The organism is Frankia nepalensis, from assembly GCF_016786325.1.
Classification (GTDB): Bacteria; Actinomycetota; Actinomycetes; order Frankiales; family Frankiaceae; genus Pseudofrankia; species Pseudofrankia nepalensis.
The window spans coordinates 14,052-38,040 of the sequence record NZ_JADWYU010000111.1; the positions used below are offsets into that span (position 1 = coordinate 14,052).

The 23,989-nt window shown below is 72.6% G+C and carries 18 protein-coding genes and 1 riboswitch; of the genes, 4 read left to right on the plus strand and 14 right to left on the minus strand.

The genetic code is table 11. From position 1 onward, the window contains the following. Positions 1-32: 32 nt before the first annotated feature. Positions 33-521 (plus strand): hypothetical protein, encoded by a 489-nt coding sequence (locus tag I6A81_RS13910; RefSeq protein WP_203000889.1) that lies wholly within the window; start codon positions 33-35, stop codon positions 519-521. Continuing rightward, the gene (locus tag I6A81_RS13915) at positions 518-793 is read left to right on the plus strand and encodes a hypothetical protein (protein ID WP_203000887.1); all 276 of its coding nucleotides are present in this window, start codon (positions 518-520) and stop codon (positions 791-793) included. Before I6A81_RS13910 ends, I6A81_RS13915 begins: the two co-directional genes overlap by 4 nt. Positions 794-882: 89 nt before the next feature. Here the strand turns inward: I6A81_RS13915 and I6A81_RS13920 are convergent, their stop codons facing one another. The 4 genes from I6A81_RS13920 to I6A81_RS13935 form a co-directional block, all read right to left on the minus strand. Continuing rightward, entirely contained in the window at positions 883-1,455 is a 573-nt protein-coding gene (locus tag I6A81_RS13920) for a dTMP kinase (protein ID WP_238428469.1), read from the minus strand. Between the two features lie 1,180 nt (positions 1,456-2,635). Next, positions 2,636-4,339: an NERD domain-containing protein kinase family protein gene (locus I6A81_RS13925; RefSeq protein ID WP_203000885.1), complete on the minus strand. Its 1,704-nt coding sequence runs from the start codon at positions 4,337-4,339 to the stop codon at positions 2,636-2,638. A 499-nt stretch (positions 4,340-4,838) separates the two neighbouring features. Beyond that, positions 4,839-5,462 (minus strand): nucleoside/nucleotide kinase family protein, encoded by a 624-nt coding sequence (locus tag I6A81_RS13930; RefSeq protein ID WP_238428468.1) that lies wholly within the window; start codon positions 5,460-5,462, stop codon positions 4,839-4,841. Positions 5,463-5,565: 103 nt separating this feature from the next. Further along, positions 5,566-7,782 (minus strand): DUF6777 domain-containing protein, encoded by a 2,217-nt coding sequence (locus tag I6A81_RS13935; RefSeq protein WP_203000881.1) that lies wholly within the window; start codon positions 7,780-7,782, stop codon positions 5,566-5,568. Positions 7,783-8,045: 263 nt separating this feature from the next. Between I6A81_RS13935 and I6A81_RS13940 the strand changes: the two genes are divergently transcribed. Continuing rightward, positions 8,046-9,053: an alcohol dehydrogenase catalytic domain-containing protein gene (locus I6A81_RS13940; protein WP_203000879.1), complete on the plus strand. Its 1,008-nt coding sequence runs from the start codon at positions 8,046-8,048 to the stop codon at positions 9,051-9,053. A gap of 62 nt (positions 9,054-9,115) precedes the next feature. On the opposite strand, the gene I6A81_RS13945 is transcribed toward I6A81_RS13940, so the two are convergent. Continuing rightward, positions 9,116-10,003: a YdcF family protein gene (locus I6A81_RS13945; protein ID WP_238428467.1), complete on the minus strand. Its 888-nt coding sequence runs from the start codon at positions 10,001-10,003 to the stop codon at positions 9,116-9,118. A gap of 543 nt (positions 10,004-10,546) precedes the next feature. After that, positions 10,547-10,731: riboswitch (cyclic di-AMP (ydaO/yuaA leader) on the plus strand. A gap of 7 nt (positions 10,732-10,738) precedes the next feature. Between I6A81_RS13945 and I6A81_RS13950 the strand changes: the two genes are divergently transcribed. Then, positions 10,739-11,488 (plus strand): peptidoglycan-binding protein, encoded by a 750-nt coding sequence (locus I6A81_RS13950; RefSeq protein ID WP_203000877.1) that lies wholly within the window; start codon positions 10,739-10,741, stop codon positions 11,486-11,488. A 285-nt stretch (positions 11,489-11,773) separates the two neighbouring features. Here the strand turns inward: I6A81_RS13950 and I6A81_RS13955 are convergent, their stop codons facing one another. The 9 genes from I6A81_RS13955 to I6A81_RS13995 all read right to left on the minus strand — a co-directional run bounded on the left by I6A81_RS13955 (position 11,774) and on the right by I6A81_RS13995 (position 23,937). After that, complete coding sequence (locus tag I6A81_RS13955) at positions 11,774-12,583, minus strand: hypothetical protein (RefSeq protein WP_203000875.1); 810 nt, start codon at positions 12,581-12,583, stop codon at positions 11,774-11,776. 558 nt (positions 12,584-13,141) lie between these two features. Continuing rightward, a complete protein-coding gene (locus tag I6A81_RS13960) occupies positions 13,142-14,080 on the minus strand; it encodes a hypothetical protein (RefSeq protein WP_203000873.1) in 939 nt (312 codons plus the stop codon). A 356-nt stretch (positions 14,081-14,436) separates the two neighbouring features. Beyond that, on the minus strand, positions 14,437-17,010 hold the full coding sequence (locus I6A81_RS13965; RefSeq protein ID WP_407661298.1) for a DEAD/DEAH box helicase: 2,574 nt from the start codon (positions 17,008-17,010) through the stop codon (positions 14,437-14,439). Positions 17,011-17,067: 57 nt separating this feature from the next. Further along, positions 17,068-17,577: a hypothetical protein gene (locus I6A81_RS13970; RefSeq protein ID WP_203000871.1), complete on the minus strand. Its 510-nt coding sequence runs from the start codon at positions 17,575-17,577 to the stop codon at positions 17,068-17,070. Between the two features lie 166 nt (positions 17,578-17,743). Then, positions 17,744-19,249, minus strand: a complete 1,506-nt coding sequence (locus tag I6A81_RS13975) for a PstS family phosphate ABC transporter substrate-binding protein (protein WP_203000869.1) — start codon at positions 19,247-19,249, stop codon at positions 17,744-17,746. Between the two features lie 396 nt (positions 19,250-19,645). After that, positions 19,646-20,482: a hypothetical protein gene (locus I6A81_RS13980; RefSeq protein WP_203000867.1), complete on the minus strand. Its 837-nt coding sequence runs from the start codon at positions 20,480-20,482 to the stop codon at positions 19,646-19,648. Further along, the gene (locus I6A81_RS13985; protein WP_203000865.1) at positions 20,479-21,477 is read right to left on the minus strand and encodes an ATP-binding cassette domain-containing protein; all 999 of its coding nucleotides are present in this window, start codon (positions 21,475-21,477) and stop codon (positions 20,479-20,481) included. Before I6A81_RS13985 ends, I6A81_RS13980 begins: the two co-directional genes overlap by 4 nt. 103 nt (positions 21,478-21,580) lie before the next feature. After that, a complete protein-coding gene (locus I6A81_RS13990; RefSeq protein ID WP_238428473.1) occupies positions 21,581-22,234 on the minus strand; it encodes a response regulator in 654 nt (217 codons plus the stop codon). Positions 22,235-22,368: 134 nt separating this feature from the next. After that, the gene (locus I6A81_RS13995; protein ID WP_238428465.1) at positions 22,369-23,937 is read right to left on the minus strand and encodes a sensor histidine kinase; all 1,569 of its coding nucleotides are present in this window, start codon (positions 23,935-23,937) and stop codon (positions 22,369-22,371) included. Between the last annotated feature and the right edge of the window lie 52 nt (positions 23,938-23,989).

Here is a 23,989-nt window from a genome sequence, read left to right on the forward strand (position 1 = left end):
TGTGGTCAGGCGCTTCGGGCGGGAGGTCCGTGATGACGGCGGTGAGGATCGACCTGGAGGACGGCGGCGGGCTCGGTCCGTTGCCAGTGGATCTCGGGCCGGTACGGCTGCCGCGTCGGGCCGGGGTGTTGCTGGATGCCTACCCGTGGCCGGATTTCGTTCCGGCGGGCCGGTATCCGGCCGACGGCGCAGCGCGGGCGCTGGCCGGGTCGGGGACGGCGCGGGTGCTGGTGGCGTGCCCGGCGTTGGTGTCGCCGGGGCGGTCGATGCTGGCGTTGGCGGTCGGGCGGTTACTGCTGGTCGCCCGGGAGATGGCCGGGGCCGGTCCGCTGCCGGTGCTGATGTGCGCGGTCCGGCCGCGTTGCCCGTGGGAGTCCGGCGGGGTGGTGGTGCCGCATCCGGTGACGGTGTCGACCCGGGAGGGCGTGCAGCACCGGGTGGTCTGGGAGATCACCGACGACGAGCAGGTTCCCGACCTGTTGGCCAGTCTGCGGCGAATGGCACCGTCGGTGGCCGCATGAGACCCGTGGCACTGCCAGCGGCGGCATCCCATGCCACACCCGACGGGCAGGGCGCCCCGGATGACGCGCTGGTGGCCACGGTGACGCTATCGCCGGGGCGCAGTCCGGCCGAGCTGGCGGCGGATCTCGCGGCACTTCCGGCGGAGTTCGTGTTCGTCGAGGCGTTCGGGGATCTGAGTCCGGTGTTGGTGTTCGGCCGGGCGGGTGTGGCGCTGCCTCGGCGGGCCGTCGAAGCAGCGGTGGTGGCGACGCTGACCGGCTGGGACGGATGATCACGCGGCCCGCCGGGGCCGCCGAGCACGGGCCATAGAGCGCCTCGACAAACAGGCCCGGGCGCCAATGCCGCTATTCGGATTCGGTATCAAGAGGTGCCGTTGAGGTGCTTCCGGAGGGCGGTCGCCACCTCCTGCTGAGGGCCGGAGGCGTCTATCACCGCGAAGCCGTCGAACTCGGGGAGGGAACGGTAGGCAGAGTCGTAGGCAGCCAGGTGGACGGGGTCCTCCAGGTCGCGACCTCGGGCCTCGACGCGGCGGGCGGCCTCGTCGGCGGGGACGGCCAGGTAGAAGGTGATGTCCGGCCGGGGAAACGCGGCGTACAGGGCGCGGGCGATCCGCTCGCCCCGGTCGCCGCGGGCACGCATCACGGCGTACTGGCAGTAGGTATAGCGGTCCATCACGGCGACCCGCCTGGTGACGACTGCGAGCAGAATCGCGCGGGCGATCGTGACCCAGCGGAACACCGTCTCGGTGACCGCGCGGCCGTCGCGGCCGAGCAGGTGCCCGCTGTCGCGCAAGCCGAGCCGGTGCGCCACCCTGTTGACGATGCGCCGCCCGGCGGCGTTCTTGAAGTACAGCGCGGGCGTCCCGGTCGTGGTCAGCTCGTCGGCCAACCAACGCGCGAGCGTCGTCTTCCCAGCTCCATCGACCCCCGTCAAGATGATCAATTTTGGTATCAGGCGCACGCCTGACGGTATCTGTTACAGCTTTGTAGAGTTTGCGCCGGCCCCACGAGGAGGCGCCGTGGTCCGCCAGCTACGGCGGCGAACTGGATGAGGTGGCCTCGACGTCGCGCGGGTCAACGCCGAATGTCGAGGCCCTGCCAGTGGTCTGGCGTGAACGTCAGCTCTCGCAGCCGATGCCGTCGCCGTCAGCGTCAAGTTTGAAGGGATCGGGCTGGCGGACCTGTAGCGGTCCTGCCGCGTAGTACGGGCCGTTACCGGAGCCGCCTTCACAGTCGTAGTCTTCGGCGTCGGACCGGAGGCACTGGTCCGGATACGAGGGGTGGCAGTTCGCCGGCGGCGGCGCGGCCGCTGGAGGTGGCGCGGCGGGCGGCGGGGCGGCTGTAGTCCGCGGAGCCACGGGCGCGGGCGGTGGTGGCGCGACGGTCGTCTGCGGCGCGGCGGCGGGCGTGGGAGGCCGCGTGGTGGTGGGTTTGGCCCGCTGAGCGAACGTCGTCGGAGAGGATGTCGCGGCCGGCGGCTCGCTCTCGGACGCGCTAGGCGTCGGGCTGACGGCATTCGTGACCGTTGCCAACGGAGTCACCCGCGCGGTCGTCGTGGCGGGGACGGGCGGTATGTCGGTTCTCTGAATCTGGTCGGCGCCGGACGCGCCAGCGCTGGCTTCGACGCCGCAGCCGGAAAGCCCGAACGCCAGGGCTCCGGCCGACATGACGGCGACAAAAGCATGGGTGGAATGGCGGAGCCGCCCCGGACGAACACGCCGCCGGGAATCGGTCGGATCTGGCTCGTCAGTGGAACGGATCTGCCCGTCGATTGCCGCTGATGCGACATTTCGCATTGCGTCCCCCAGTTATGCGAGATGGCCAAGATAACGGGATGCCCGGCTCGCTGAGTGGAGGTTCGAGTGTCGTGGCCGTTATTGTTGGGATGGCGTCATTTCGATGTCCCGCTGTCGTCGCGTCACGGCGCATGTCCGTCCAGAAATAGAAGAAGTGGCGAGACCAGCCAATGCGCGGACCATTCGGGCAATAAGTTGCATTAATAGCGGCGATCCGGAGCGGGATCGTCGGGCCCAGGGGCGGCGCGACGTCCGTGACCACGCCGTCTCGGCGAGTCTGAGGTTTCTCCCGTCCCCAACGTTGCCGCCGCCGGATCGCTATGTCGGTCTTGCGTCATCCCGGGGGGCTGTCGTGTCCGGCTGTCCGCTCCGGGTCGCCGGGCTGTCGGAACGGGTGACGCGATGGAGCGCGGTGCGCAGCAGGTCCGTCGGGCGAGGATGGTCGCGCGGGTCGGCGGATCCGGCGGAGTCGCGCCGCAGCCGGCCAACCAGGCCGGGTGCGTTCGCGGACTTGAGTGTGCGATATCGGGAGCGGGCGCGGTCGACCACGAGACGGGTGGTAGCGGCGGCGCCGTCGCCGAGGCGGCGCACCGTGTCGTACCGGTCGGCTCGCGCGCCGGCCGCCGGGTCGGGCCCGGTCGTCTCGGCCAGGTACGCGGCCAGCAGGTCCGCGACCTGTCGGGCCTCGGGACGGTCGTTCGCGTTCATGGCCAACGCCGTGTCCAGGGCGTGGCGAACCTTGTCTGGCAGGGATGGGGACGCCTGAGGCGCCACCGGCGGGTCGGACTGGTGAATCTCCCACCAGGAGAGCAGGCAGAGCGCCAGCGAGTAGACGTCCGACGGGTTGCCGGCGGCGTGCGCCGTGCGGCGGCATTCCGGCGCCCGGTAGAGCTGGCCCTCGTGGTCGGCGTCGTCGGCGTCGTGCACGGTGCCGACGTCGGCGTCGGCGATTTTGGCGATGAGGAAGTCGGAGAACGTCACGCGGTTGGTTTCCGGGTCCATCCACACCCTGCTCGGGTGCAGCGCCCGGTGGGTGATGCCTTCCGCGTGGATGTCGGCGAGGCCGGCGTAGGAGTCGGCGGCCACGGCGGTGAAGGTCTCGAGCGACGGCTGCACGCGGGCCCGGATCAGGTTTCCCAGCGTGAACAGCGTCGGTTCTGGCGGGTGCATCGGTACGACCCACATCCGCTCGTAGTCGACGCCGAAGTACGGGTCGACGGCGAAGACCCTGCGTAGCGGTGCAAGCCGCCGCATTGCGTGGTACTCGCGCAACAGCGGGTTGTCGTTCGCTCGGAGTTCCTCCGCGGTCAGGCCCTGGCGCTCAAGCGTGAGCAGCACCCTGATCGAGCCGTCATGGTGCCGGCCGACGTAGCGGCGCCCGCGCGGCGTGGGGTCGAGCCTGGTCACGATTTCGTAGGGCCCGAGCTTCTTCGGGGTCGCCGGGCGCCTGGACAGCCCGGTGACATGAGTCAGGACGCGGTCGTGGAACGGCGCGAAGTTGAACTGACCGGCGACGAACTCGTCGATCTCGTAGAGGGCCTGCTCGCAGCCGTCCAGATAGACGACATGGCGCTCGACGCGCGGATCGTCGACGCTGACCCGGACATCGGGCGAGGAGAGCACTACCAGCGCGTAGACCAGGTGAGGCGGGGCCTCCCGGGCCGGGACCGCCTGCTTGAGCGCGTTGCGCAGGGCCCGGTTGTGGTGCGTGAGGCCGCCGGCCAGGATGCGGGCGGCGCCCACCGCCTGGTTGATCGGGTTACCACGCTCCTCGCGGGTCGCGCGGTCGTACCAGAAGACATCGTTGCCGGTCAGGTCGCCGTGCCAGGACTTCTCCTCGATCACGGTGACACTGTTCGGCCCGATCACGATGAAGTCGGTGTCGCGCGTTCCCGAGCTGTGCACCAACTGCCGGCCGCAGACGACCGTCCACCGCTCGTCCAGGTGGTCACGCAGGTAGCGGGCGGTGGCCTCCTCGCCAGGCCCGCCCCACTGGCCGTGGCGAACGATCGTCGCCCCCATGCGCCCGTCCCTCGCCATCCCGGATGTCCCGCCACCCGGCCCCCCGCGGCGAACAGCCACCCGCGACAGCGCGGCTGGCGGCCCTTCCCGGGGCACGGGTCGGGAGTGATCGATCCTGTTGCGGACGTTGTTGTACCCGCTGTCTCGTCAGGTCACGACAGGGTCGCACACCCTAACCGGGCGCAACCCCATAGGTAAGCCTAAGTGAGCGGATCCGCATCTATCGGGCGCCGGGCAGGACCGGCTGGGCCGCTGGGGACCACCATGTCCTGACGGATCGCCGGGCCCGACGGATCGCCGCCCTCCCGGTCGACTGGCCGGAAGAGTGGCGATCAGCTGCCCGGGCGGACCAGGTGGTGCGGCGGGCGCCTGGCCGGTGAGGGTCTGGACGTAGGTGATGCCGGCGGGAAGCCGTTCCAACTTCTCGGAAGGGTCCTTGTCGGCCCGGGTGCGCGGGCAGTCCGCGGCCTCGCGGGACAGGGGAAGCCGGCCCGGCGGGCTACCGACCCGCTAGCACCGCCAACACGGCGGCGCCGACTTCCTTGGCCGAGCCGGACGCGTCGACAACGATGAAACTCGCGAACTCGGGGAGCGAGCGGTAGCTGACGTCAAAGCTGGCCAGGTAGGCGGGCTCTTCCAGATCGCGCCCGCGCGCCGCGACTCGCCGGGCGGCCTCGTCGGCCTCGACCGCCAGATAGAAGGTGACATCCGGTCGCGGAAACACGCCATACAGGCGGCGTACCAGGCGCTCGGGCTGCCGGCCGGCATTCCCGGCCGCCCGCCCGATGGCACCGGCCAGGCCGTCGTCGCGGGCTCGTATGAGGGCGTACTGGCAGTAGGCGTAGCGGTCCAGGACGGCAACCCGTCGGGTCAGCGTCGAGAGCGCGACGGCGCGGGCGAGCGCGATCCAGCGAATGGACGCCTCAACCGCCAGATAGCCGCGCCAGCCCAGCAGATGCCGACCGTCGCGTCGCCCCAGCCTCCGCGCCAGCGGATCGATCAGCGGCCGCCCGCCGCCGTTCTCGAAATAGCGGGCTCTCGTCCCCGCCGCGGACAGCTCCTGGGCGAGCCACTTTGCCGCGGTCGTCTTCCCCGAACCGTCGACGCCCACGAGCGCGATCATCTGGGGTCGCATCCGCATGCCCGACGGTATCCACCCGGACCAGCTTCGCGAGGAGCGTGCCAGCCGGCGGTGCCTCCCCGCGGACGGACACAGGTCTACGCCCTCAGTTCTGCGTGGCGGTGACGGCTGGCCCTTCCCCGGCCTCGTTCCTGGCCGTGACCGTGTGGGAGCAGTTGAGCGAGAGACGGTCCAGCCGCAGGACGGTGCTGGTGGTGACCTGGTCATCCCCGAAGGCCGGGCAACTGGACCGGAACACGTACACAAGGTGGCCGCCGCCGGGGTTCTCGGGCGGAGACCAGCTGTACTGCGCGACCGGCGTGCCGTCGGGGTTGTTCGGCGGCCGTGCCTGGGCGGCGGTGAAGTTCCTGACCGGTCCGGGGAGAACGCAGCCGCGGGCCGTGACCGGGGCGGAGGGAGCGGACGTGCCGCCCGGGCCGACGGCGACGGCCGTGACGGTGACCAGCGGACAGTCGGCGACGGCGACGGCGAGGCTGCCCGGCGCGGTGAGTGTGCGCGTCCGGCCGTCGGACAGGCTGATCTCGTAGCGGGTGACCGGGCCGCCGCTGGTCGGGACGGACACCGCGATCTCGACGGCGTCCGCCCTGGGGCGCACCTCCACCTGGGGCACGGCGGGCGCGATCGCTAGTTCCTCCTCGGCCACCACCTCGTAGCCGAAGCCGTGCGCCTGTTCGCTCCAGGACCATGCGAGCGTGCGCCGGACGAGAGTTCCCCGCTCGGCGGGCTTCAGGTAGTCGATGGTGGTGAGCAGCTTGCCTCCGTCGATGCGGAAGGGGTCGTCGGCGAACCCGGCGCCTGTCTGGCCGTCGATCGTAGGCGGCTGGATCGTGTCGACCAGGTTGGGTCCATCCCGATAGACCTGGATGATCGACGTTTCGGCGCTGCCGGCGAGGTTCTGGCAGCGGATAAGGATCGCGGCCTCCGCCGCGGTCGGCCCGCCGACCAGTTCACCGACGGCGACCGCGGCCGCCGAGATCCGGAAGCGGCCGGCGCCCGCGGCGGTACCGCTGGTACCGGCGGTTCCGCTGCCAGCGGTACCCGCGGTACCAACGCCGGTACCGGAACCGCCGGAACCGGCACCAGCGGCACCGGCAGCATCGGAGCCGGAGCCGGAGCCGGAGCCGGCGCCAGCGCCAGTGCCGGCGGCGTTACCGCCACCCGGCCCCGCGGTACCGGCGCCGCCACCTGGCGAGCCGGTGGGGCTGGGCGAAGGGTTCCGCGCCGAGTTTCCCGCGGGGCTCGCGGTGGGGCTGGCCGTCGGACTCGCGGTCGGGTTCCCGGGCGAGGCCGTCGTCGAGGCCAGGGCCGGGGCCGATGTCGACGCCGGGGTCGAGGCCGCGGGCGGGAGCGCACCGGGGAAGCCACCGGTCGCCGTCGCCTCACCGCCGCCGTCGGCGAGGGTGACCGGGATCGGGTCGCCGCCGGCGGCGCAGGAGACCTCGAGCGTGGTGTTACGCCAGTCGGCGCTGCTTGCCGGCACGAAGTCCCGGTCGTCCGGGCCGGTCGAGCCAGTCGGTCGGGTGAACGCGTTTCCGCTGGTCAGATCGACGACGACCAGAATGTCGATCCGGATGGTGGACGGGGCGACCTGAATCACGGATTGCGAGCTGAAACCGGCCCACGGCCGTCCTTCCAGCGGAGATGTCCGAAGCGCGGTGGTGTCGACCATCGGCCGGGTCAGCAGGTGTCCGTCGGAGCACCTGACCGCCGGCGCGCCGAACCTATCGACGAAAACCGCCGTGCCGGCCTGCAGCACCGACGCGGAACTTGTCACCTTCCCGCCCCTGAACCCGTGGTTGGTCACCAGCGTGTCCTCACGCAGCACCAACGACGTCAGCGAGGCCACATACGAGTCGAGGTCGGCCGGACTGCTCCCAAGAGCGCCTGTCCACGCGTCCAGCGCGCCAGGCCGCTCCTTGAGGAAGGAGACCAGTTTTTCCTGGTCACAGGCCGCCCGCTGTCGGGAGCCGCCGTACAGCCCGGCGACCTCGGCTGATACCTCGCCCCCAGTCCGGGGTAGGGCCGCCATCGCTGACCCAGACGGGTCCGGGCCGGCCACGAGTCCAACGCCGCCATGGGTGGGGGAGAGGGGGGCATCGGTGCCAACAGCCGGTATGAACGCGTCCGCCGTCGGCCGGCCGGCCGGCTCCAGCAGGATCACCACCTCGTGGCCGCCGCCGCGCGCCACCGTCAGTGTCACGGCGCCGGCCGCGCCAGCCAGCGCGGTGACGGTCACGAGGACAGCGATCAGCCGCGACCGTCCGGTGAACGGCCGCTTCCAGCGACGCGCGGGTGCCCCCACGCTGGGCTCCTCCATACCCATATGTCGCAGTCTGCCGGCAAAGCCGGTTCCGGCGAACCTGCCGCGCCGGCAGCCGGGCCTGTCGCGCCGCCATTGGGACCGCGGTGCCACCGCCACGGGAGCGCCGACGCTCCCGCTACCGGCGGTCGACGGCCCAGGCGGCGGATCGGAAACGGACCGGGCGACGGGCGAGACGGCGGCCAGGCGATCGGCAAACCCGAATATTTACTCCGCACACCGATGAAAAGAGGAGACGATTTACCATGTATGCCGCCGTCGCGACCGCGGCCCACGCGCCGCTGTCCATCGCCCAGCGCGAGGCGCCGACTCCCGGGCCCGGTGAGGTACTGGTTCGGGTCACCGCCTGCGGCGTGTGTTTCACCGACCTCAACCTGCTCCGCGGGCATTTCCCGTTCGCCCGCTTTCCGGTGGTTCCCGGCCACGAGGTCACCGGGGTCGTGGCCGCGGCCGGGGCGGGCGTCGACTGGCCGGCCGTGGGCACGGCGGTCGGCGCGCAGTTCCTCCACGACTCGTGCGGGCACTGCGACTACTGCGTGCGCGGCGACCAGATCCTCTGCCCGGCCAAGCGGATCACCGGTGTCGTCGTCGACGGCGGGTACGCCGAGTACGCCGTGTTCAAGGCGGGCTTCGTCACTCCGTTGCCGGACGGGCTGGACCCCGTCGCGGCGGCCCCGCTGATGTGCGCCGGAATCACGGCGTTCAACGGGTTGCGCCAGGGCGGGATCCGCGCCGGTTCCCGCGTCGCGGTGCTCGGTCCTGGCGGGATCGGCGCGCTGGCCGTCCGGTACGCCGTGGCGATGGGCGCGCGCGTCGCCGTCATCGGCCGTTCCCGGCGCGCGGAGAAGGCGATGCTGGACCTGGGCGCGGAACGCTACGTGTCGACCGACGACACCGACCCGGCGGCGGCTCTCAAGGCCTGGGACGGCGGCGCCGACCTGGTACTCAACGCGGCGCCTTCGACGGCCGCCGCGGTCGCGGCCTTCGGCGGGCTCGCGCCGGACGGCACGCTCGTGCTCTGTGGGTACGACAACACCCCGCTCGCCCTGCCGACCCAGCCGATGGTGCTCAACCGGCTGCGCGTGCTGGCGAATCCCTCCGGCTCACCGCACGACCTGCGCGACACCCTGGCGTTCTCGGCCGCCCACGCGATCCTCCCCGACGTCACGCCGATCACGCTCGACGAGGCGCCCGGGACCCTGGAGGCGATGGCCTCCGGTGGAGTCGCCGGCCGGCGGGTCATCACCTTCTGACGACCTTCCGGCGACCGGCGACCGGCGACCGGCGACCGGAGACCGGCGGCGGCCGGGTCGACTCAGGCCCGGCGCCGGGCGCGGTCGCGCCGCCAGTCGCGCAGGGGCGGCATGACGTGGCGGAGAACGGGGCGGGTCAGCTCGTAGGCCACGACCCCGAGCTTGAGCGGGACCCGTTCCAGAGGGCGGTAGTCGTCCGCCGGAACGACGCGCGCGGCCAGGTCGGGGCGGAGCTGGCGGAGATAGCGACGCGCGCGAGCGGCGTGCACCGGGTCCGACACGATTTTGATCGTCTTTGCTGACTCGAGATACGGCAGCGTGAACGCGAGATTCTGCCGCGTCGTTCGCGCCTCGGTCTCCAGGACGATGCGTTCCGGGGGGACGCCCAGCACCTCGCGCGCGTAGCGCGCCATCGTCTCGGCCTCCGCGACCGCCGCCCCTCGCGTCGCCGCGCCGGTGAAGACCAGCAGGCTGCCGGCGCCGCGGGCCCCGACCGCGCTGTCGGCCCCGTCGACCGTGCCGCTGGCCCCGTCGGCTGTGCCGCTGGCCCCGTCGGCCGTGCCGCTGGCTCCGCTGGCCGTGCCGCTCGCCTCGTTGATCGAGTCGCTGGCTTGGTCGACCGCGCCGTCTGTTCCGTCGACCGCGCCGTGGGTCCCGTCGGCCATGCCGCGGGCCGACCGTACGGCGATCTCCGTCCGCCATCGCTGCAGGGGGTGCGGCTGCCCGTCCCGGGCTGTCGGGTATCCCAGCACGACCAGCACCTCCGCCCAGCTGACTGGCGGCGGGATCGCGTTGGTCTCCGCGCCGGCTTCCGCCTCGACGGCCGCCAGGAGCCGGGCGCGGGACCGCCGGGAAAGATGGCGGCGGGACGCGGCCCAGTGCATGAGCTCGGCGCCGGCCAGCGGCGCGACCGCGACAGCGGCGACCACGCCGACCAGCGTCATCCACATGCCGCCATCATCCTCGGCGCGCGCGGCCGACCGCCCGCGACCGAATCCACCGGTTCTTCGGCCGTCATCGACGTCCGCCCTCGACTGTCGTCGTCCCCCGCCGCGGAAGTATTTCGAAGTATTCCGAAGGCCGCGTGGGCGGCCGGGCGGCCGCGGCCACCGGTGACTCACCGTGGCACCAACCGTCCCGGGGCCGGTTGGGGGAGCCGAGCGTAACCAGCAGGCCTGTCACCACGCGCACCAGACCGGCGCCGACAACAGTCGGAAAGAATCGTCAAGGTAAGTGGGTGGCGCCGCTGCGCGACCATTTTTCGCGCGGCAACCGCGGCTTGTTCCCGGAATTCCGCCCGGATTACCGTGACGCTCGTCACACGCGGCGGTTGGCAAACACTATCCGGCAACCTGTTCCACGGAGCGTGACAGATCCTTCCCGAGGAAGCGCAGGTCAGCGGCTTGTTGCCACGCCGAGTAATTGGTTACGGTTGCTCCGCTCGTAACAAAGCACTGGTTCGGACGCCGAGTTCTGCCCCCGGTCCGGTGCCCCTCCGAGATACGCCAGGGCAGAAGTGGGGGAACCATGTTCCTCCGGGCCCGCGCAGTTTCCGCGCGGCCCTTGGGGTTAAGTCGGCTCCCGTCCCGCGTATTCCCCATGCGCGCGGCCGGCGGGCCGGCCGGGCTTCCCGGCCCGAACCCGACAGCTAACCTCACAGGCGTGCGGGAAAGATTTTTCGCAGAATGGGTCGTCACCGCAAGCACAGCGTTTCCCGTCGCCGGGGCTCGGCGTTTGTCGCCGCCAGCGTCATCACCGCCTCCGCCGGCGCCGCCGCGCTGGCCGGCGCAGCCCCCGCCAGCGCGGCCTCCTCCAATGTCGTCTCCGACGCGGCCATCGCGTCCTACGCCAACAACGCCGGCCTTTCCGGCTGCCGCGGCCTCGGCACCGCCACCTGGGTCGCGATCGCGCTCGCCGAGTCCGCCGGCAACCGCAACGCCCACGCCACCGTCGGCGAGGACTCCCGCGGCCTCTGGCAGATCAACATGCGGGCGCACTCCAGCTGGGTCGGCAGCCGCAACCTCTACGACCCGGCGACCAACGCCTGGGCCGCGGCCCAGGTCTGCAAGAGCTCGGGCCCGAACGCCTGGACCACCTACACCAAGGGCTCCTACCGGCAGTACATGGCGCGCGGCAACGCCGCCGCGGCCGCGGCCGGCAGCACCGCGGTCACCACCGCGTCGAACGCCGTCGCGAAGTCGGTCCCGGTCTCCAACTCGACCGCCTGGTACCTGTCGCGGGCGGCCTACCACGGCGTCTACCTGGACGGGACCCGCAAGCTGCAGCAGAAGCTCGCCGACCTCGGCTACACGATCGCCGTCGACGGCTACTTCGGCCCGCAGACCGACAGCGTCGTCCGCGCCTACCAGAGCACCCACGGCCTGCTGGTCGACGGCGTCGTCGGCCCGAAGACGCACGACTCCCTGTTCGGCTAGTCCGCCGGGTTCGGCTGGCCCGCGCGTCACCGTCCGCCCCGCCACCAGGCGACCGGACGGTGACCGGCGGGCCCAGCCCGCCGGCCGCGAGCACTCCCGCGCTCCATCCCCCCTCCCGGGGCGCGGGAGTTCGAACCGCCCTGGCCTCCCTCCTGTCGGGCCAGGGCGGTTCATTGTTTCGTCAGTTGTTCCGCTCATTGTTCTGAGCGAGTGCGCGCCCCATGGCCAGCGCTTCTGGCCAGTGCCCGATGACGGCGCCGTGGGTCAGCCGGGTCAGGCCCCAGGTCAGGTCGAGGTCGTGTCCGGCCGCGTCAGGTGGATCCACGCGCGCTCGTCCTCAGCCGGTATCGAGTCATAGCGGAGGGTGAGGTTTCCCTCGTCGTCGAGGGTCAGCGTGATGTCCTCGTCGCTGCAGGAGCTGCCGGGATCCGCCTGCTCGTGGACGTGGACGGCCGACGGGTCGACCGAGAGCAGCGTGACCTCCTCGACGCAGTAGCCGTCGTAGATGGTCGAGCCGACGACGTCGCCGACGTCGCCCTCCGTCAGCTCGAGTATCACCAGCACGTCGCCGTGCAGGCCGGCCCAGACGCCGACGTACTCGTCCGGCACCCCCGAGCCGCTGGCGTCGCTCGTCGGCCCGCCGGCCCCGGGTGCCTGGCCGTCCGGGGTGACGGTGGCCTGGCTCAGCCCGGGCGGCGCGGCGGTGGGGCCGGAGTCGTCGTCCGCCAGCCTGACGAGACCGAAGATGCCGGCGCCGAGAACGAGCACGCCCGCCACGGCGAGCACGGGCACCAGCCACCCGGGCCGCGCGCGCCGCGGCTGGCCGCCGGCTGGCGGGTACTGGCTCGCCCACGGGTGCTGCCGCTGGTCCTGGCCGGCCGGCGGGTATCCCGGCTGCCAGCCGGTCGGCGCGGGCTGCCAGGGGCTCGACGACTGCTGCCAGCCCGTCGGAGGGTTGGGCTGCGCCGTGCCGGGAGCCGGCCAGGGCGTGGGTGTCGGCCCCGGGACCGGTGTCTGCCACGGCGCGGGCGTCTGCGTCTGCTGCCAGCCCGTCGCGGGATTGGGCTCGGCCGTGCCGGGAGCCTGCCAGGGCATGGGCGTCGGCCCCGGGACCGGTATCTGCCATGGCGCGGGCGTCTGTCCCTGTTGCCAGGCCGTCGGAGTCGGAGGGCCGGACAGCCCCGCGCCAGGAGCCTGCCAGAGCGCGGGGGGCGGCTCCGTGGGCGGCGGTGGGAACTGGTACCCCTGGTATGGGTCCGCCGGTGGGTGCTGCTGGCCCGGGTCCCCCGGCTGCTGCCCACTCGCCGGTTGGTTCTGCCCCGAGAAGCCCCCAGGGGGATCTCCCATACCCATGCGGACAAGTCTGCCCGGATCGTCGGCATGTGCTTTGCCGGCGGACGAAGTTGTTCCAGGTGTGGCCGAGCCTTGGGGCCAGGGCCTTTCGCCGAAGGGGCTCGCGAGGGGCCTAGGCGGCGCCCGTGTCCGGCCTCGCCCGCGGCCCGCGGTAGATCGACATGCGGGCGGCTCGCCGGGAGCCAGGGCTTACGTGGTCAGGGCCTTGGCCCTGGCCACGGCTGTTCCGCCGGGCCGTTCCGCCGGGCCGTTCCGTCGGCGCTGGCCACGGCCATTCCGTCGCGTCGGGACGGCCGGGGGTCAGGCCGTGGTCTGGCCCACGCGGCGGAACTCGATCCACGCGCGGGGGTCGTTCGGGTCGTACGAGTCGTAGCGCAGGGTGAGTGTTCCATCGCGGTTGAGCGTCAGGGTGATGTCCGCGTCGCTGCAGGGGTCGCCGGGATCCGCCTTCTCGAAGACATGGACGGACGACGCGTCGACGCTGGTCAGCGTCAGCGTCTCGACGCAGTAGCCCTCGTAGGTCGTCGTGCCCACGACGTCGTCGACCGTGCCCTGGCGGAGCTCGAGGATCACGGGGACGTCGCCGTGCGGGCCGGCCCAGGTACCGAGGTACTCCTCCGGGATGGAGCTGCCCGCGTCGGGAATGGTCGGCGGGTTGCTGGGAACCGTCGCCGGCTGGCTCGGGGGCGGCGCCTGGCCGCCGGGGATCAAGGCGGTAACGCTCGGAGTGGCCCGCGAGAAGGTCGCGGTGGAGTCGTCGTCGTCGTCGGTCAGCCGCACGACGCCGAAGATGGCCGCGCCGAGCACGAGCACGCTGGCGATCACGATCACCGGCACCAGCCACGCGGGCCGCGGCCGTGACGGCGGTCCCCCGCCGGGCTGCTGGTACTGGCCCGGCCACGGCTGCTGCTGGCCGGGCGGGGGGTACCCCTGCTGCCACGGGGCCGGCTGCTGCTGCCAGCCCGCCGGCGCGCCCGGCGACGGATAGGGCGTGGGCGCCTGGTACGGAGCGGGCGTCTCGTATGGAGCAGGCGTCTGGTACGGAGGAGGCGCCTGGTACGGAGCGGGTGTCTGGGGCTGGCCCGGTGACGGGTACGGAGCGGGTGTCTGGGGCTGGCCTGGTGACGGGTACGGGTAGCCCTGGTACGGGTCCGCCGGCGGGTACTGCTGGCCCTGGCCCGAGTCGCCTGGCGGCTGGTTCTGACCCGAGTAGCCACCGTACGGATCTCCCGTTCCCATACCGCGAGTCTGCCCGGAATGCCCCTGAATGGTGAGCCCGGCGGCGATGTTGTCGCACCAATGACAGAGCCTTGATTTCAGGCCCTCCACCAGAAGTGGCCCACGAGAGACCGGACCGTCCCACCAGCGCCCCGAGATGTCCTGACGCCGGCCCGAAACAGGGCACCTCGGGCGTCCTGCCGGGCATCAGAGCCAGGAAAGAGCGCCGGCCGGCGCGCTGATGTCGGACAGGACGCTCCATCACGTCTGAGCGGACGCGCCGTCATGTCGGACGGGTGACGCGGCACGGCGGGCGTGCGGACTGGGCCGGCCCGGCGGCCCGGTTCGGCCAGGCCGGGCCCGGCCGAACCGAGGCGTCAGAGCTGGTCGACGGCGGTGATGGTCAGGACCGCGGTGCCCTGCTCGTCGGAGGCGGCGAGATCCACTTCGGCGCTGATGCCCCAGTCGTGATCGCCGGCGGGGTCGTCGAAGATCTGGCGGAGCTGCCAGGTGCCGGGCTGGGTGGTGGTGTCGACGATGAGCATCTTCGGGCCCCGGGCGTCGGGGCCGGTCCCGATCTCGTCGTGCTCCGCGAAGTACTCGTCGAGCGCGTCCTTCCACGCCTCCGCGTCCCAGCCCGACTCGGCGTCGAGCTCGCCGAGGTCGTACCAGCGGCGCAGCGCCGCGAGCTCGACGCGGCGGAACAGCGCGTTGCGGACGAGGACGCGAAACGCCCGGACGTTGCGGGTGACCGCCGGCGGCTTCTCGGTGAGGCGGTCGCCGTGCTCGATCGCGGCGGCCTCCGCGAGATCCGCCCGGCTGGGGTCGCGCAGCCGCTCCCACTCGTCGAGCAGGCTCGAGTCGACCTGGCGGACCAGCTCGCCGAGCCATTCGATCAGGTCGGACAGCTCCTCGGTGCGGGCCGCGTCGGGCACGGTCTGGCGCAGCGCCTTGTAGGCGTCGGCCAGGTAGCGCAGCAGCAGGCCCTCGGAACGGGTCAGGCCATAGAACTGGACGTACTCGGCGAAGGTCATCGCCCGCTCGTACATGTCGCGCACGACCGTCTTCGGCGACAGCTCGTAGTCGTCGACCCAGGGATGCCCGCGCCGGTAGATCTCCAGCGCCCCGGTGAGCAGCTCGTCGAGCGGCTTCGGGTAGGTGACCTCGGCGAGCGCCTCCATCCGGTCGTCGTACTCCATGCCCTCGGCCTTCATCGCCGCGACCGCCTCGCCGCGCGCCTTGAACTGCTGCGCGGACAGCACCTGGCGCGGGTTGTCGAGCGTCGACTCGATGACCGACAGCACGTCGAGCGGGTAGTCCGGCGCCTCCCGGTCGAGCAGCTCCAGCGCGCCGAGCGCGAACGGCGAGAGCGGCTGGTTCAGCGCGAAGTCGAACTGCAGGTCGCCGGTGAGCCTGATGGAGCGGCCCTCCGCGTCCGGCTCGTCGAGCTTCTCGACGACGCCGGCGGCGAGCAGCGCGCGGTAGATCGCGATCGCCCGGCGGATGTGGCGGCGCTGGGCGGCGAGGGCCTCGTGGTTCTCGGTGAGCAGGTGGCGCATCGCGGTGAACGCGTCGCCGGGCCGGGAGATGACGTTCAGAAGCATGGAGTGGGTGACCACGAAATGCGAGGTCAGCGGCTCCGGCTCCGCGACGATGAGCCGCTCGTAGGTCGGCTGCCCCCAGCCGACCTGGCCCTCCGGCGGCTTCCTGCGCACGACCTTGCGGCGCTTCTTCGGGTCGTCGCCGGCCTTCGCGAGCGCCTTCTCGTTCTCGATGACGTGCTCGGGCGCCTGCGCGACGACGTAGCCGGCGGTGTCGTAACCCGCGCGGCCGGCGCGGCCGGCGATCTGGTGGAACTCGCGGGCCGTCAGGATCCGGTTCCTGGTCCCGTCGTACTTCGACAACGACGTGAACATGACCGTGCGGATCGGCACGTTGATGCCGACGCCGAGGGTGTCCGTCCCGCAGATGACCTTCAGCAGCCCGGCCTGGGCGAGCACCTCGACGAGCCGGCGGTACTTCGGCAGCATCCCCGCGTGGTGCACGCCGATCCCATGGCGGACCAGGCGGGACAGCGTCTTGCCGAACCCCGAGGTGAACCGGAAGCCACCGATCGCCTTGGCGATCTCCTCTTTCTCGGCCTTCGTCGAGACGTTGATGCTCATCAGCGCCTGCGCCCGTTCCAACGCCGACGCCTGCGTGAAATGGACGATGTAGACGGGAGCCTGGTGGGTGGACAGCAGCTCCTCGATCGTCTCCTGCAGCGTCGTCATGACGTAGGAGAAGTAGAGCGGGACCGGCCGGTCGGCGGACCGCACGACCGCGGTCGGGCGGCCGGTGCGCCGGGTCAGGTCCTCCTCGAACCGGGTGACGTCGCCGAGCGTCGCCGACATCAGGACGAACTGGGCCCGCGACAGCTCGATGAGCGGCACCTGCCAGGCCCAGCCGCGGGCCGGGTCGGCGTAGAAGTGGAACTCGTCCATCACGACCTGGCCGACGTCGGCCGCCGCGCCCTCGCGCAGCGCCAGGTTCGCCAGGATCTCGGCCGTGCAGCAGATGATCGGGGCCTGCTCGTTGACCCCCGCGTCGCCGGTGATCATTCCGACGTTGTCGGGCCCGAAGATCTCGATCAGCGCGAAGAACTTCTCCGAGACCAGCGCCTTGATCGGGGCGGTGTAGAAGGTGCGCCGCCCGGTCGCGAGCGCGGCGAAATGCGCCCCGGCCGCCACCATGCTCTTGCCCGAACCGGTGGGCGTGGACAGGATGACGTTCGCCCCGGAGACGACCTCGATCAGCGCCTCCTGCTGGTGGGGGTAGAGGCGCAGCTCCCGCTCGGCCGCCCATTCCTCGAAGGTCGCGTAGATCGCGTCCTCGTCGAGCGGGTCAAGGCGGGCAGCCGCGAGCCCCCCGGGTGGCAGGGCGTCGGTCAGATCCGTCATCGCGAGCGTCATCGTGGTTTAGATCCTGCCTGACGCCGGGCCTTCCTGGCAGCCCGGCCCGGCGGCCGGTCAGTCCTGGCGGACCAGGGTGACGGGCGCGGCTTCTCGAACGGAGTACTCGAGGGTGAGCTTGTCCGAGTGGTCGAACGACATGCGGATGTCCGAGGCGTAGCAGTCGGAGCCGTCGGCTGGCTCCTCCTCGTGGACGACGACCTGGGGGCCGACGGCGCTGAGCGTGAGCCGCTGGGTGCAGTAGCCCTCGTAGGTCGTGCTGCCGACGACGTCTCCGACCCGCCCGTCCGTGATCCTCACCGTCATCACGACGCCGGTGATGTCGCCGCCGCTCATGCCCGTCCAGGTCCCGACGAAGGCGGCCGGCATCGTCCGGGTGTCCCGCGCCGCGGACAGGCCGGCCGTCCGCGTCAGCAGCAACCCGGCGCCGACGCCGCCCCCGGTCACGGCGAGCAGCCCAGCCAGGACCGCCGCGACCCAGACGTACCAGGGACGGCGGGCGACACCGGGGCGGCCCGACAGCACCGGGGTGGGCGGGACGTGTCCGGAAGGTCCTGCCATAAGCACCCGAACAGTGTGCCAGCGCGCCCAGGACGCACGGCGCCCGACCGACCGCGCGGCCGGATGGTGCCCGGCCGGCGGCCACGCGGCCGAATGGCCCCGGACCGGCCGTCGGCGGGCCTGCCGGGGGTGGCCGCCGGGATCGGCCCCGGTAGGCCCGGGGCCGCGCCCGTCAGGGGCGGAGCTTGCAGAGGCTGTCCGTGTAGTTCTTGTCGCGGTCGAGGCAGGGGACGAAGCCCGCGCCGCGGAGCAGGTTCTTCGCGGTGTCGCTGGTGGAGTACTCCAGGAACGCCGAGAGCAACTGGTCGCCGGCCGGCGTGCCGTAGGTGTAGAAGATCTCGACCTCCCAGAACGGGTACAGGCCGCGTTCGACGGTGCTCAGGTCCGCCGCCCACTCGCCGAGCTTCACCTCGTCGATCTCGGCGTACGGCGCGGCGGCGCCGTGCTGGGCGTAGCCGATCGCGCCGGGGGTTCTGGCGACCTGGGCCAGTAGTTCCGCCTCGCTGTTGATCTCGCAGCGGACGGTGGCGGCCGCGGGGTCGCGGTTGCGAGTGCGGCAGTCGTCGGACGAGAGCCTGGGCTCGAGACTGCCGTCGAGCACCTTGCGCTCGAAGACCTCGCGAGTGCCGGACTCGGAGCCCCGCGAGACCAGGATGATCTGCTGGTCCGCCCCGCCGACGTCCCGCCAGTTCGTGACGCGCCCGGCGTAGACGTCGCGGAGCTGCTCGACGGTGAGGGACCGGATCCCGGTCGACTGGTTCACGACGACGGAGAACAGCGCCACCGCGACCGGGCGGGGGACGAGCGCTTCGAGCCGCTCGGGGGCTGGGCCGTCCGACATGGCGAGCCGGTTCGCCGCCGCGTCCGGGTTGTCCGCGCCCGCGTTGGCGACGCCGCGCACGCCGGCGATGCTGCCCGTGCCGGTGACGGTGATCTTCGTGTCGTCACAGATCCGGCTGTACTCGCTGGCGACGGTCTTCATCACCGGGGCGAAGGCGCTGGAGCCCTCGACCTGGAGCTGCCCCGGCAGGCAGCGGACGGCGGCCGTGGTCGAGCCGGGCCGGCCGTTGACGATCATCAGGCCGATGAGCATGCCGGCGAGCAGCAGCGAGACGCCGCCGAAGATGAGGCCGCGATTGCGGCGGCGGTCGGTGTCCCGCTCGACCCGGCCGCCGCGGATGAACCCGTCGACCCGGACGTCGGACCCTTCCCCGCTCAGCAGCACGAGCAGCTTGAACCGGTCGCGCCGGTTCAGCGGCACGGCCGGTAGCTCGACCTTCTCGCCGTCGATGGTCGGCCCCGGGCTGCGCAGGATCATGTCGCGCAGCACCGGCGGGCTGGGCTCGATGACCTCGACCCCAACGACCGTCCGCCCCGGGAACGTGATCGTGAGGGGGGACGCGACATCGGCGCGGGTCACGTCCTGCCGGCCGGCGTTCTTGACCCGCAGCAGCGCGAGGCTGCCGTCCGGCACCACCGCCCCGGCGCGGCGCACCTCCAGGTCGACCATGCCGGCGACCGGCTGCGGCGTCACGCCGATCTTGGTGTTGAGGTGCACCCGGTAGGTGACCCGCCGGCGCTGCCCCACGTAGCGGTTGAGGAGCCAGCCGATCAGGGCCCCGGTCAGCCCAAGCGCGGAGAGAAACGTGTCCAGGTTGTTGCTGATGGCCTCGAGCACCCGGCGACTGCTCCTACCCGTGAGTCGAGCACCCTCCGCGGCGAACCCGGCGCGGAACGACGCGATTCGCCCAGAAACTACCTAACCCACCCGATTGGAGATCGCGATCCTTGCTTACAGTTCACCGACTGTTTACGGAAAGTCCCGGGTGGGCTGGATCGAGGGCACGGGACTGGCGGAACCAGATCCGTGGGGCCAGCGCCGCGACCGCCAATGTCCGCCCACTTCGCATGATCGCCGTTTGTGCCCCTCCGGGGTCGTGATGAGGCCCTGTTCACGACCCCCAGAGGGCAGAAACAGCGATCATGCCGAGCGGGCGGACATTGGCGAGGCCTAGATCGGTGGAACCAGGTCGGTGGGGTCGGGTCGGCGGGGCCGGAGTCGCCGGCGGCGGCGTCAGTCGGCCGGGCGGGGGGTGCCGAGGGGGAAGGTGAGCGCGCGGGTGGCGCGGCGGGCGACCAGGGCGGCGACCACGACGGCGGCGACCACCGCGAGCATGCCGACCGGATACGCGGGCTCGGGGACCCAGCCGAAACCACGGCCGCCGAACGGCAGCCCCGCGAGGTCGCGCATCAGCAGGAGCTCGGCCACGGCCGCCGGAACGACCGCGGGCGGGATGAGCACGACGAAGTCGTCCGACCCGAGCACCCCGCGCGCGATGCCGATCAGCCAGCCGGAGGCGAAGTAGGCGGCGAACAGCGCCAGATACCCGGCGCCGAGGCGGGCGTAGCCGGCGGCGCCGTCGAGGTCCTGCCCGTCCCGCAGGTCGTGCCGCCAGCCGAGGCCGTCGAAGGCCAGCCCCTCCAGCCCGTAGCCGACGGTGATGAAGAGGCTGCCCGCGAGCGCGAGCACGACCATCGCGACGGCCGAGGCGGAGGCCAGCCGGGCGCGGGTGGCGCCGTTGCCGACCAGCATCGGACCGAACGTCGTCGTCATCGTCACCCCGGCGGCCAGCAGGATCCAGCGCTGCCAGCCGGCGACGGCGCGCTGCCAGAGGCTGTGGTCCAGCGAGCCGTCCGTCGCGGCGAGGACGCCGAGCACGATCGCGAAGATGACGGCGACGACCAGCCACAGCACGCCCATCCACATCAGGCTGCCGACGGAGGTGATCGCCCCGGTGTTGCCCAGGGACGGCCGGCCGCCGCTGGCGCGGCCGGCCCGCGGCGCCGGCTCGACGGCGGCCCCGGCCCCGGACTGGGATCCGGACTCGGTGGAGCGCGCGAAGTCGGTCACGGTGCGGCCTCCCGCTGGTCGTCGCTGGACAGATGGGCGACAAAGTCACGCAGTGGCACCGGGCCGACGTCGAGCCCGGCCCGGTCCGCCTCGGCCAGGCGGTCCTCGGGAACCGGCTCGGCCAGCACGACGGACCGCAGCCTGCCGACACGCCGGTCGGCCAGGACGGCCGTGCCGGCGCCGCCCCCGGTACCGCCGCCCCCGGTATCGCCGCTCCCGATGCCGCCTCCGCCCTCGGCGTCCAGGACCCGCGCGCCGAACGTCTCGGCGACGAACGCGGCGACGGCGTCGGCCGGGCCGGTGATCTCCGAGCCGAGGGAGCGCAGCCGGGCGGCCGGAGCGGCGGCGAGCAGCCGGCCGCGCCGCAGCACCAGCACGTCGTCGACGAGGCTGGCGGTCTCGTCCGCCTCGTCGGCCGCGGCGCCCGCGAGGACGACCGTCCGTGGCCACCGGTCCAGGTCGGCCCGAAGCTCGTCGTAGAAGATCTGCCGGGACGGCGGGTCGAGGGCGAGGTGCGGCTCGTCGAAGAGGGTCAGCGGCGCCCGGGACGCCAGCGCGATCGTCACCGCCAGCCTGGCCCGCCGGCCGCGGGCCAGCGCGTCGACCTTCTGCTCGCGCGGAACCTCGAACCGCTCGAGCAGCGCCTCGGCGTAGGCCGGGTCCCAGTTCGGGCGCAGCATCTCGGCGATCTCGAGCACCTCGCGGACCTTCGTCGACGCCTCGATCCCGATCCCGCCGCCCTCGTCGACGAGGCAGGTCCCGCTCATCAGCCGCGCGTTCTCGTACGGGTCCTCGCCGTCGACGCGCACCGTCCCGCCCGACGGCCGCCGGTAGGCGGCGAGGACGGCGAGCAACGTCGACTTGCCCGCCCCGTCCCGGCCGAACAGCCCACAGATCCGGCCCGGCGCGACGCTGAACGTGACGTCGTCGATCGCCGCCGCCGTGCCGCCCCGATGCCGGACGGTAAGCCCAGCAATGTCGATTCCATACGCCATGGCCGGCACTATCCGCCCGCCACCTGGCTGTCCGCGACGGCCAAACGGCTGTGGCCGCCCACCCTTGGTCGATCCTTCTGGCCAGCCACCAGGCGGGCGCTGGTCATCCGTCGGCGTCGAGGCCGGCGTCGTGGGTGAGCAGGGCGATCTGCACCCGGTTGTCCGCGTCCAGGCGGGTGAGCAGCTTCGAGACGTAGGACTTCACCGTCGCGACGCTCATGTAGAGCTCGGCGGCGATCTGCGCGTTCGACAGGCCGCGGCCGACGGCGAGCGCGACCTCACGTTCCCGCTCGCTGAGCCGGTCGAGCAGCTCGCGGGCGCGCACCTGGCGCGGAGCCGGTGCCGGCCCCGCCGGTTCGACGGCCGCTGTGGGTGCCGAGTCCGGCGCGGCCGCGGCGACGCGGTCCATCAGGCGACGGATCACGGCGGGCGACAGGATCGGGTCGCCGGCGGCCACTCGCGTCACGGCACGCACGATCTCGGCTGGTGGGGTGTCCTTGAGCAGGAAGCCGCTCGCTCCGGCCCGCAGCGCGCGCAGCACGTGCTCGTCGGCGTCGAACGTGGTCAGAATGACGATCTCGGGTGGCTCGGCGCGGCCGCGCAGCAGCTCGGTCGCCGCCAGGCCGTCCACCCGGGGCATCCTGATGTCCATCAGCACGACGTCCGGAGCGCACGCGTCGACGGCCGCCACGGCCTCGTCGCCGTCGCCGGCCTCGCCGACGACGATCGCCGTGCCGTCCGCCACGCCGAACATCATCACGAGCGCGGCGCGGACGAGTGGATCGTCGTCGACCACCAGCACCCGAACGGGCACGGCGTCCGCGCCGCCCACACCGTTCGCGCCGCCCGTACCGCCCGTACCGCCCGTACCGTTCGCGGCGCCGGCGCCGGTCACCCGGCGTCCCTCCCCGCCGTGTCCTTCTCGACCTTGACCGCCGTGTCCCTCTCGACCGCCGTACCCCTCTGGACCGCCGTGCCCTTGTCGACCGCCGTACCTCTCTGGACCGCTGTGTCCTTCTCGGCCGTCCCGCGCCTTTCGCTCGCGACGCCCTTCTCCCGCGCCGCGTCCGCGACGTCTGCCGCGTCTGCCGCGGGCGCGCCCAGGCGACCGGCGAACTGTCGCCGGTACGCGGCGGGCGCGACCGAAGTCCCGGAGGCCGCGCCCGCCTGCTGGGCGTCCCACGGCAGCCAGGCATACAGCCGGAACTCGTCATCAGCCGTCACGCCATGCTCGAGCGCTCCGCCGGCGAGCCGGACCCGTTCGGTCAGCCCGACCAGCCCCGTCCCGCGTCGGTGCGCCCCGTCCGCCGGCCCGGCGGAGCCCGGACGCCCGGCGGGCAGCCGGTTGCGGATCTCGATGTGCAGCCCCGACGCGGCCGCCCCGTCGACCAGCACCTTCACCGTCGCGTCCGGGGCGTGCTTGCGGGCGTTCGTCAGGCCCTCCTGCACGGTCCGGTAGCCGGCGTGCGCGGTCGACGTCGTCGCGGTGTGCGGCTCGGTCAGCTGGTAGTGCGCGCGTACCGGGATCCCGGCCCGCCGGGACTCGTCGACGAGCCCGGGAATGTCGGCCAGCGTCGGTGCCGCCACCAGCGGCATCTCGCCGTCCGTGCCCGCGTCGTCGGTCCGCAGGACGCCGATCACCTGGCGGAGGTCGCGCAGCGCCTCCTGGGCGCTCGCCCGGACCACGCCGGCCGCCTGGGCGATCTGCTCGGGCGGGGCGTCCGGGCGGTACTCCAGCGCGCCGGCGTGCAGGCCCAGCAGCGTCAGCCGGTGGCCGAGGACGTCGTGCATCTCGCGGGCGATCCGCGCGCGCTCGGCGCGCCGGGCGTCGGCGACCTGGCGGTGCCGGGTGTCCTCGGCGAGCGCCGCCCGCTCCCGCCACGAGAACACGAGCTGGCGGCGGGCCCGGACGAACATGCCCCAGCCGGTCACTCCGACCGTCATCGCCGTGCCGAGCGCCACCGACGCGAGGTAGGGAAAGCCGGGCTCCGGCCAGACCAGCGGGTAGACGAGGTTCGGCAGCCAGAAGATGCCCGCGACCGCCGCGGCCACCGGCAGCCTGCGGTGCACGGCCGTGCTGAACAGCAGGATCAGCGCCGCGACGCCCATCGACGTCGAGACCGCGCCGAGCGGGGTGAGCGCGATCGTGATCGTCGCCGGCCAGCGCCGCCGCCACCACAGCGCCACACAGGCCACGAGGCCGGACGCCAGGTCCGCGAGCCTCAGCCCCGGCGGCGCGTCCGGGTTGACCTCGATGGTCTGCGCGTACAGCGTGAGCCCGGCCAGCACGGCCAGCGCGAAGAAGATGATGTCGACGGCCCAGTCCCGCGCCGACCGGGGTGCCGGCGGCTCCTCGGCCGCGCCGGCCGGGGAGATGTCCCGCGTGAGCACGGCCGGCAGAAGCGCGCGGTACTCGAGCCGCCGGACCGCGACGCGCCCTCCGGTCGTCACCGCGCCCATATCGGCAGGGTACGTATCTCCCGCCCTGACCGAAACCATCCAAGGACGCATC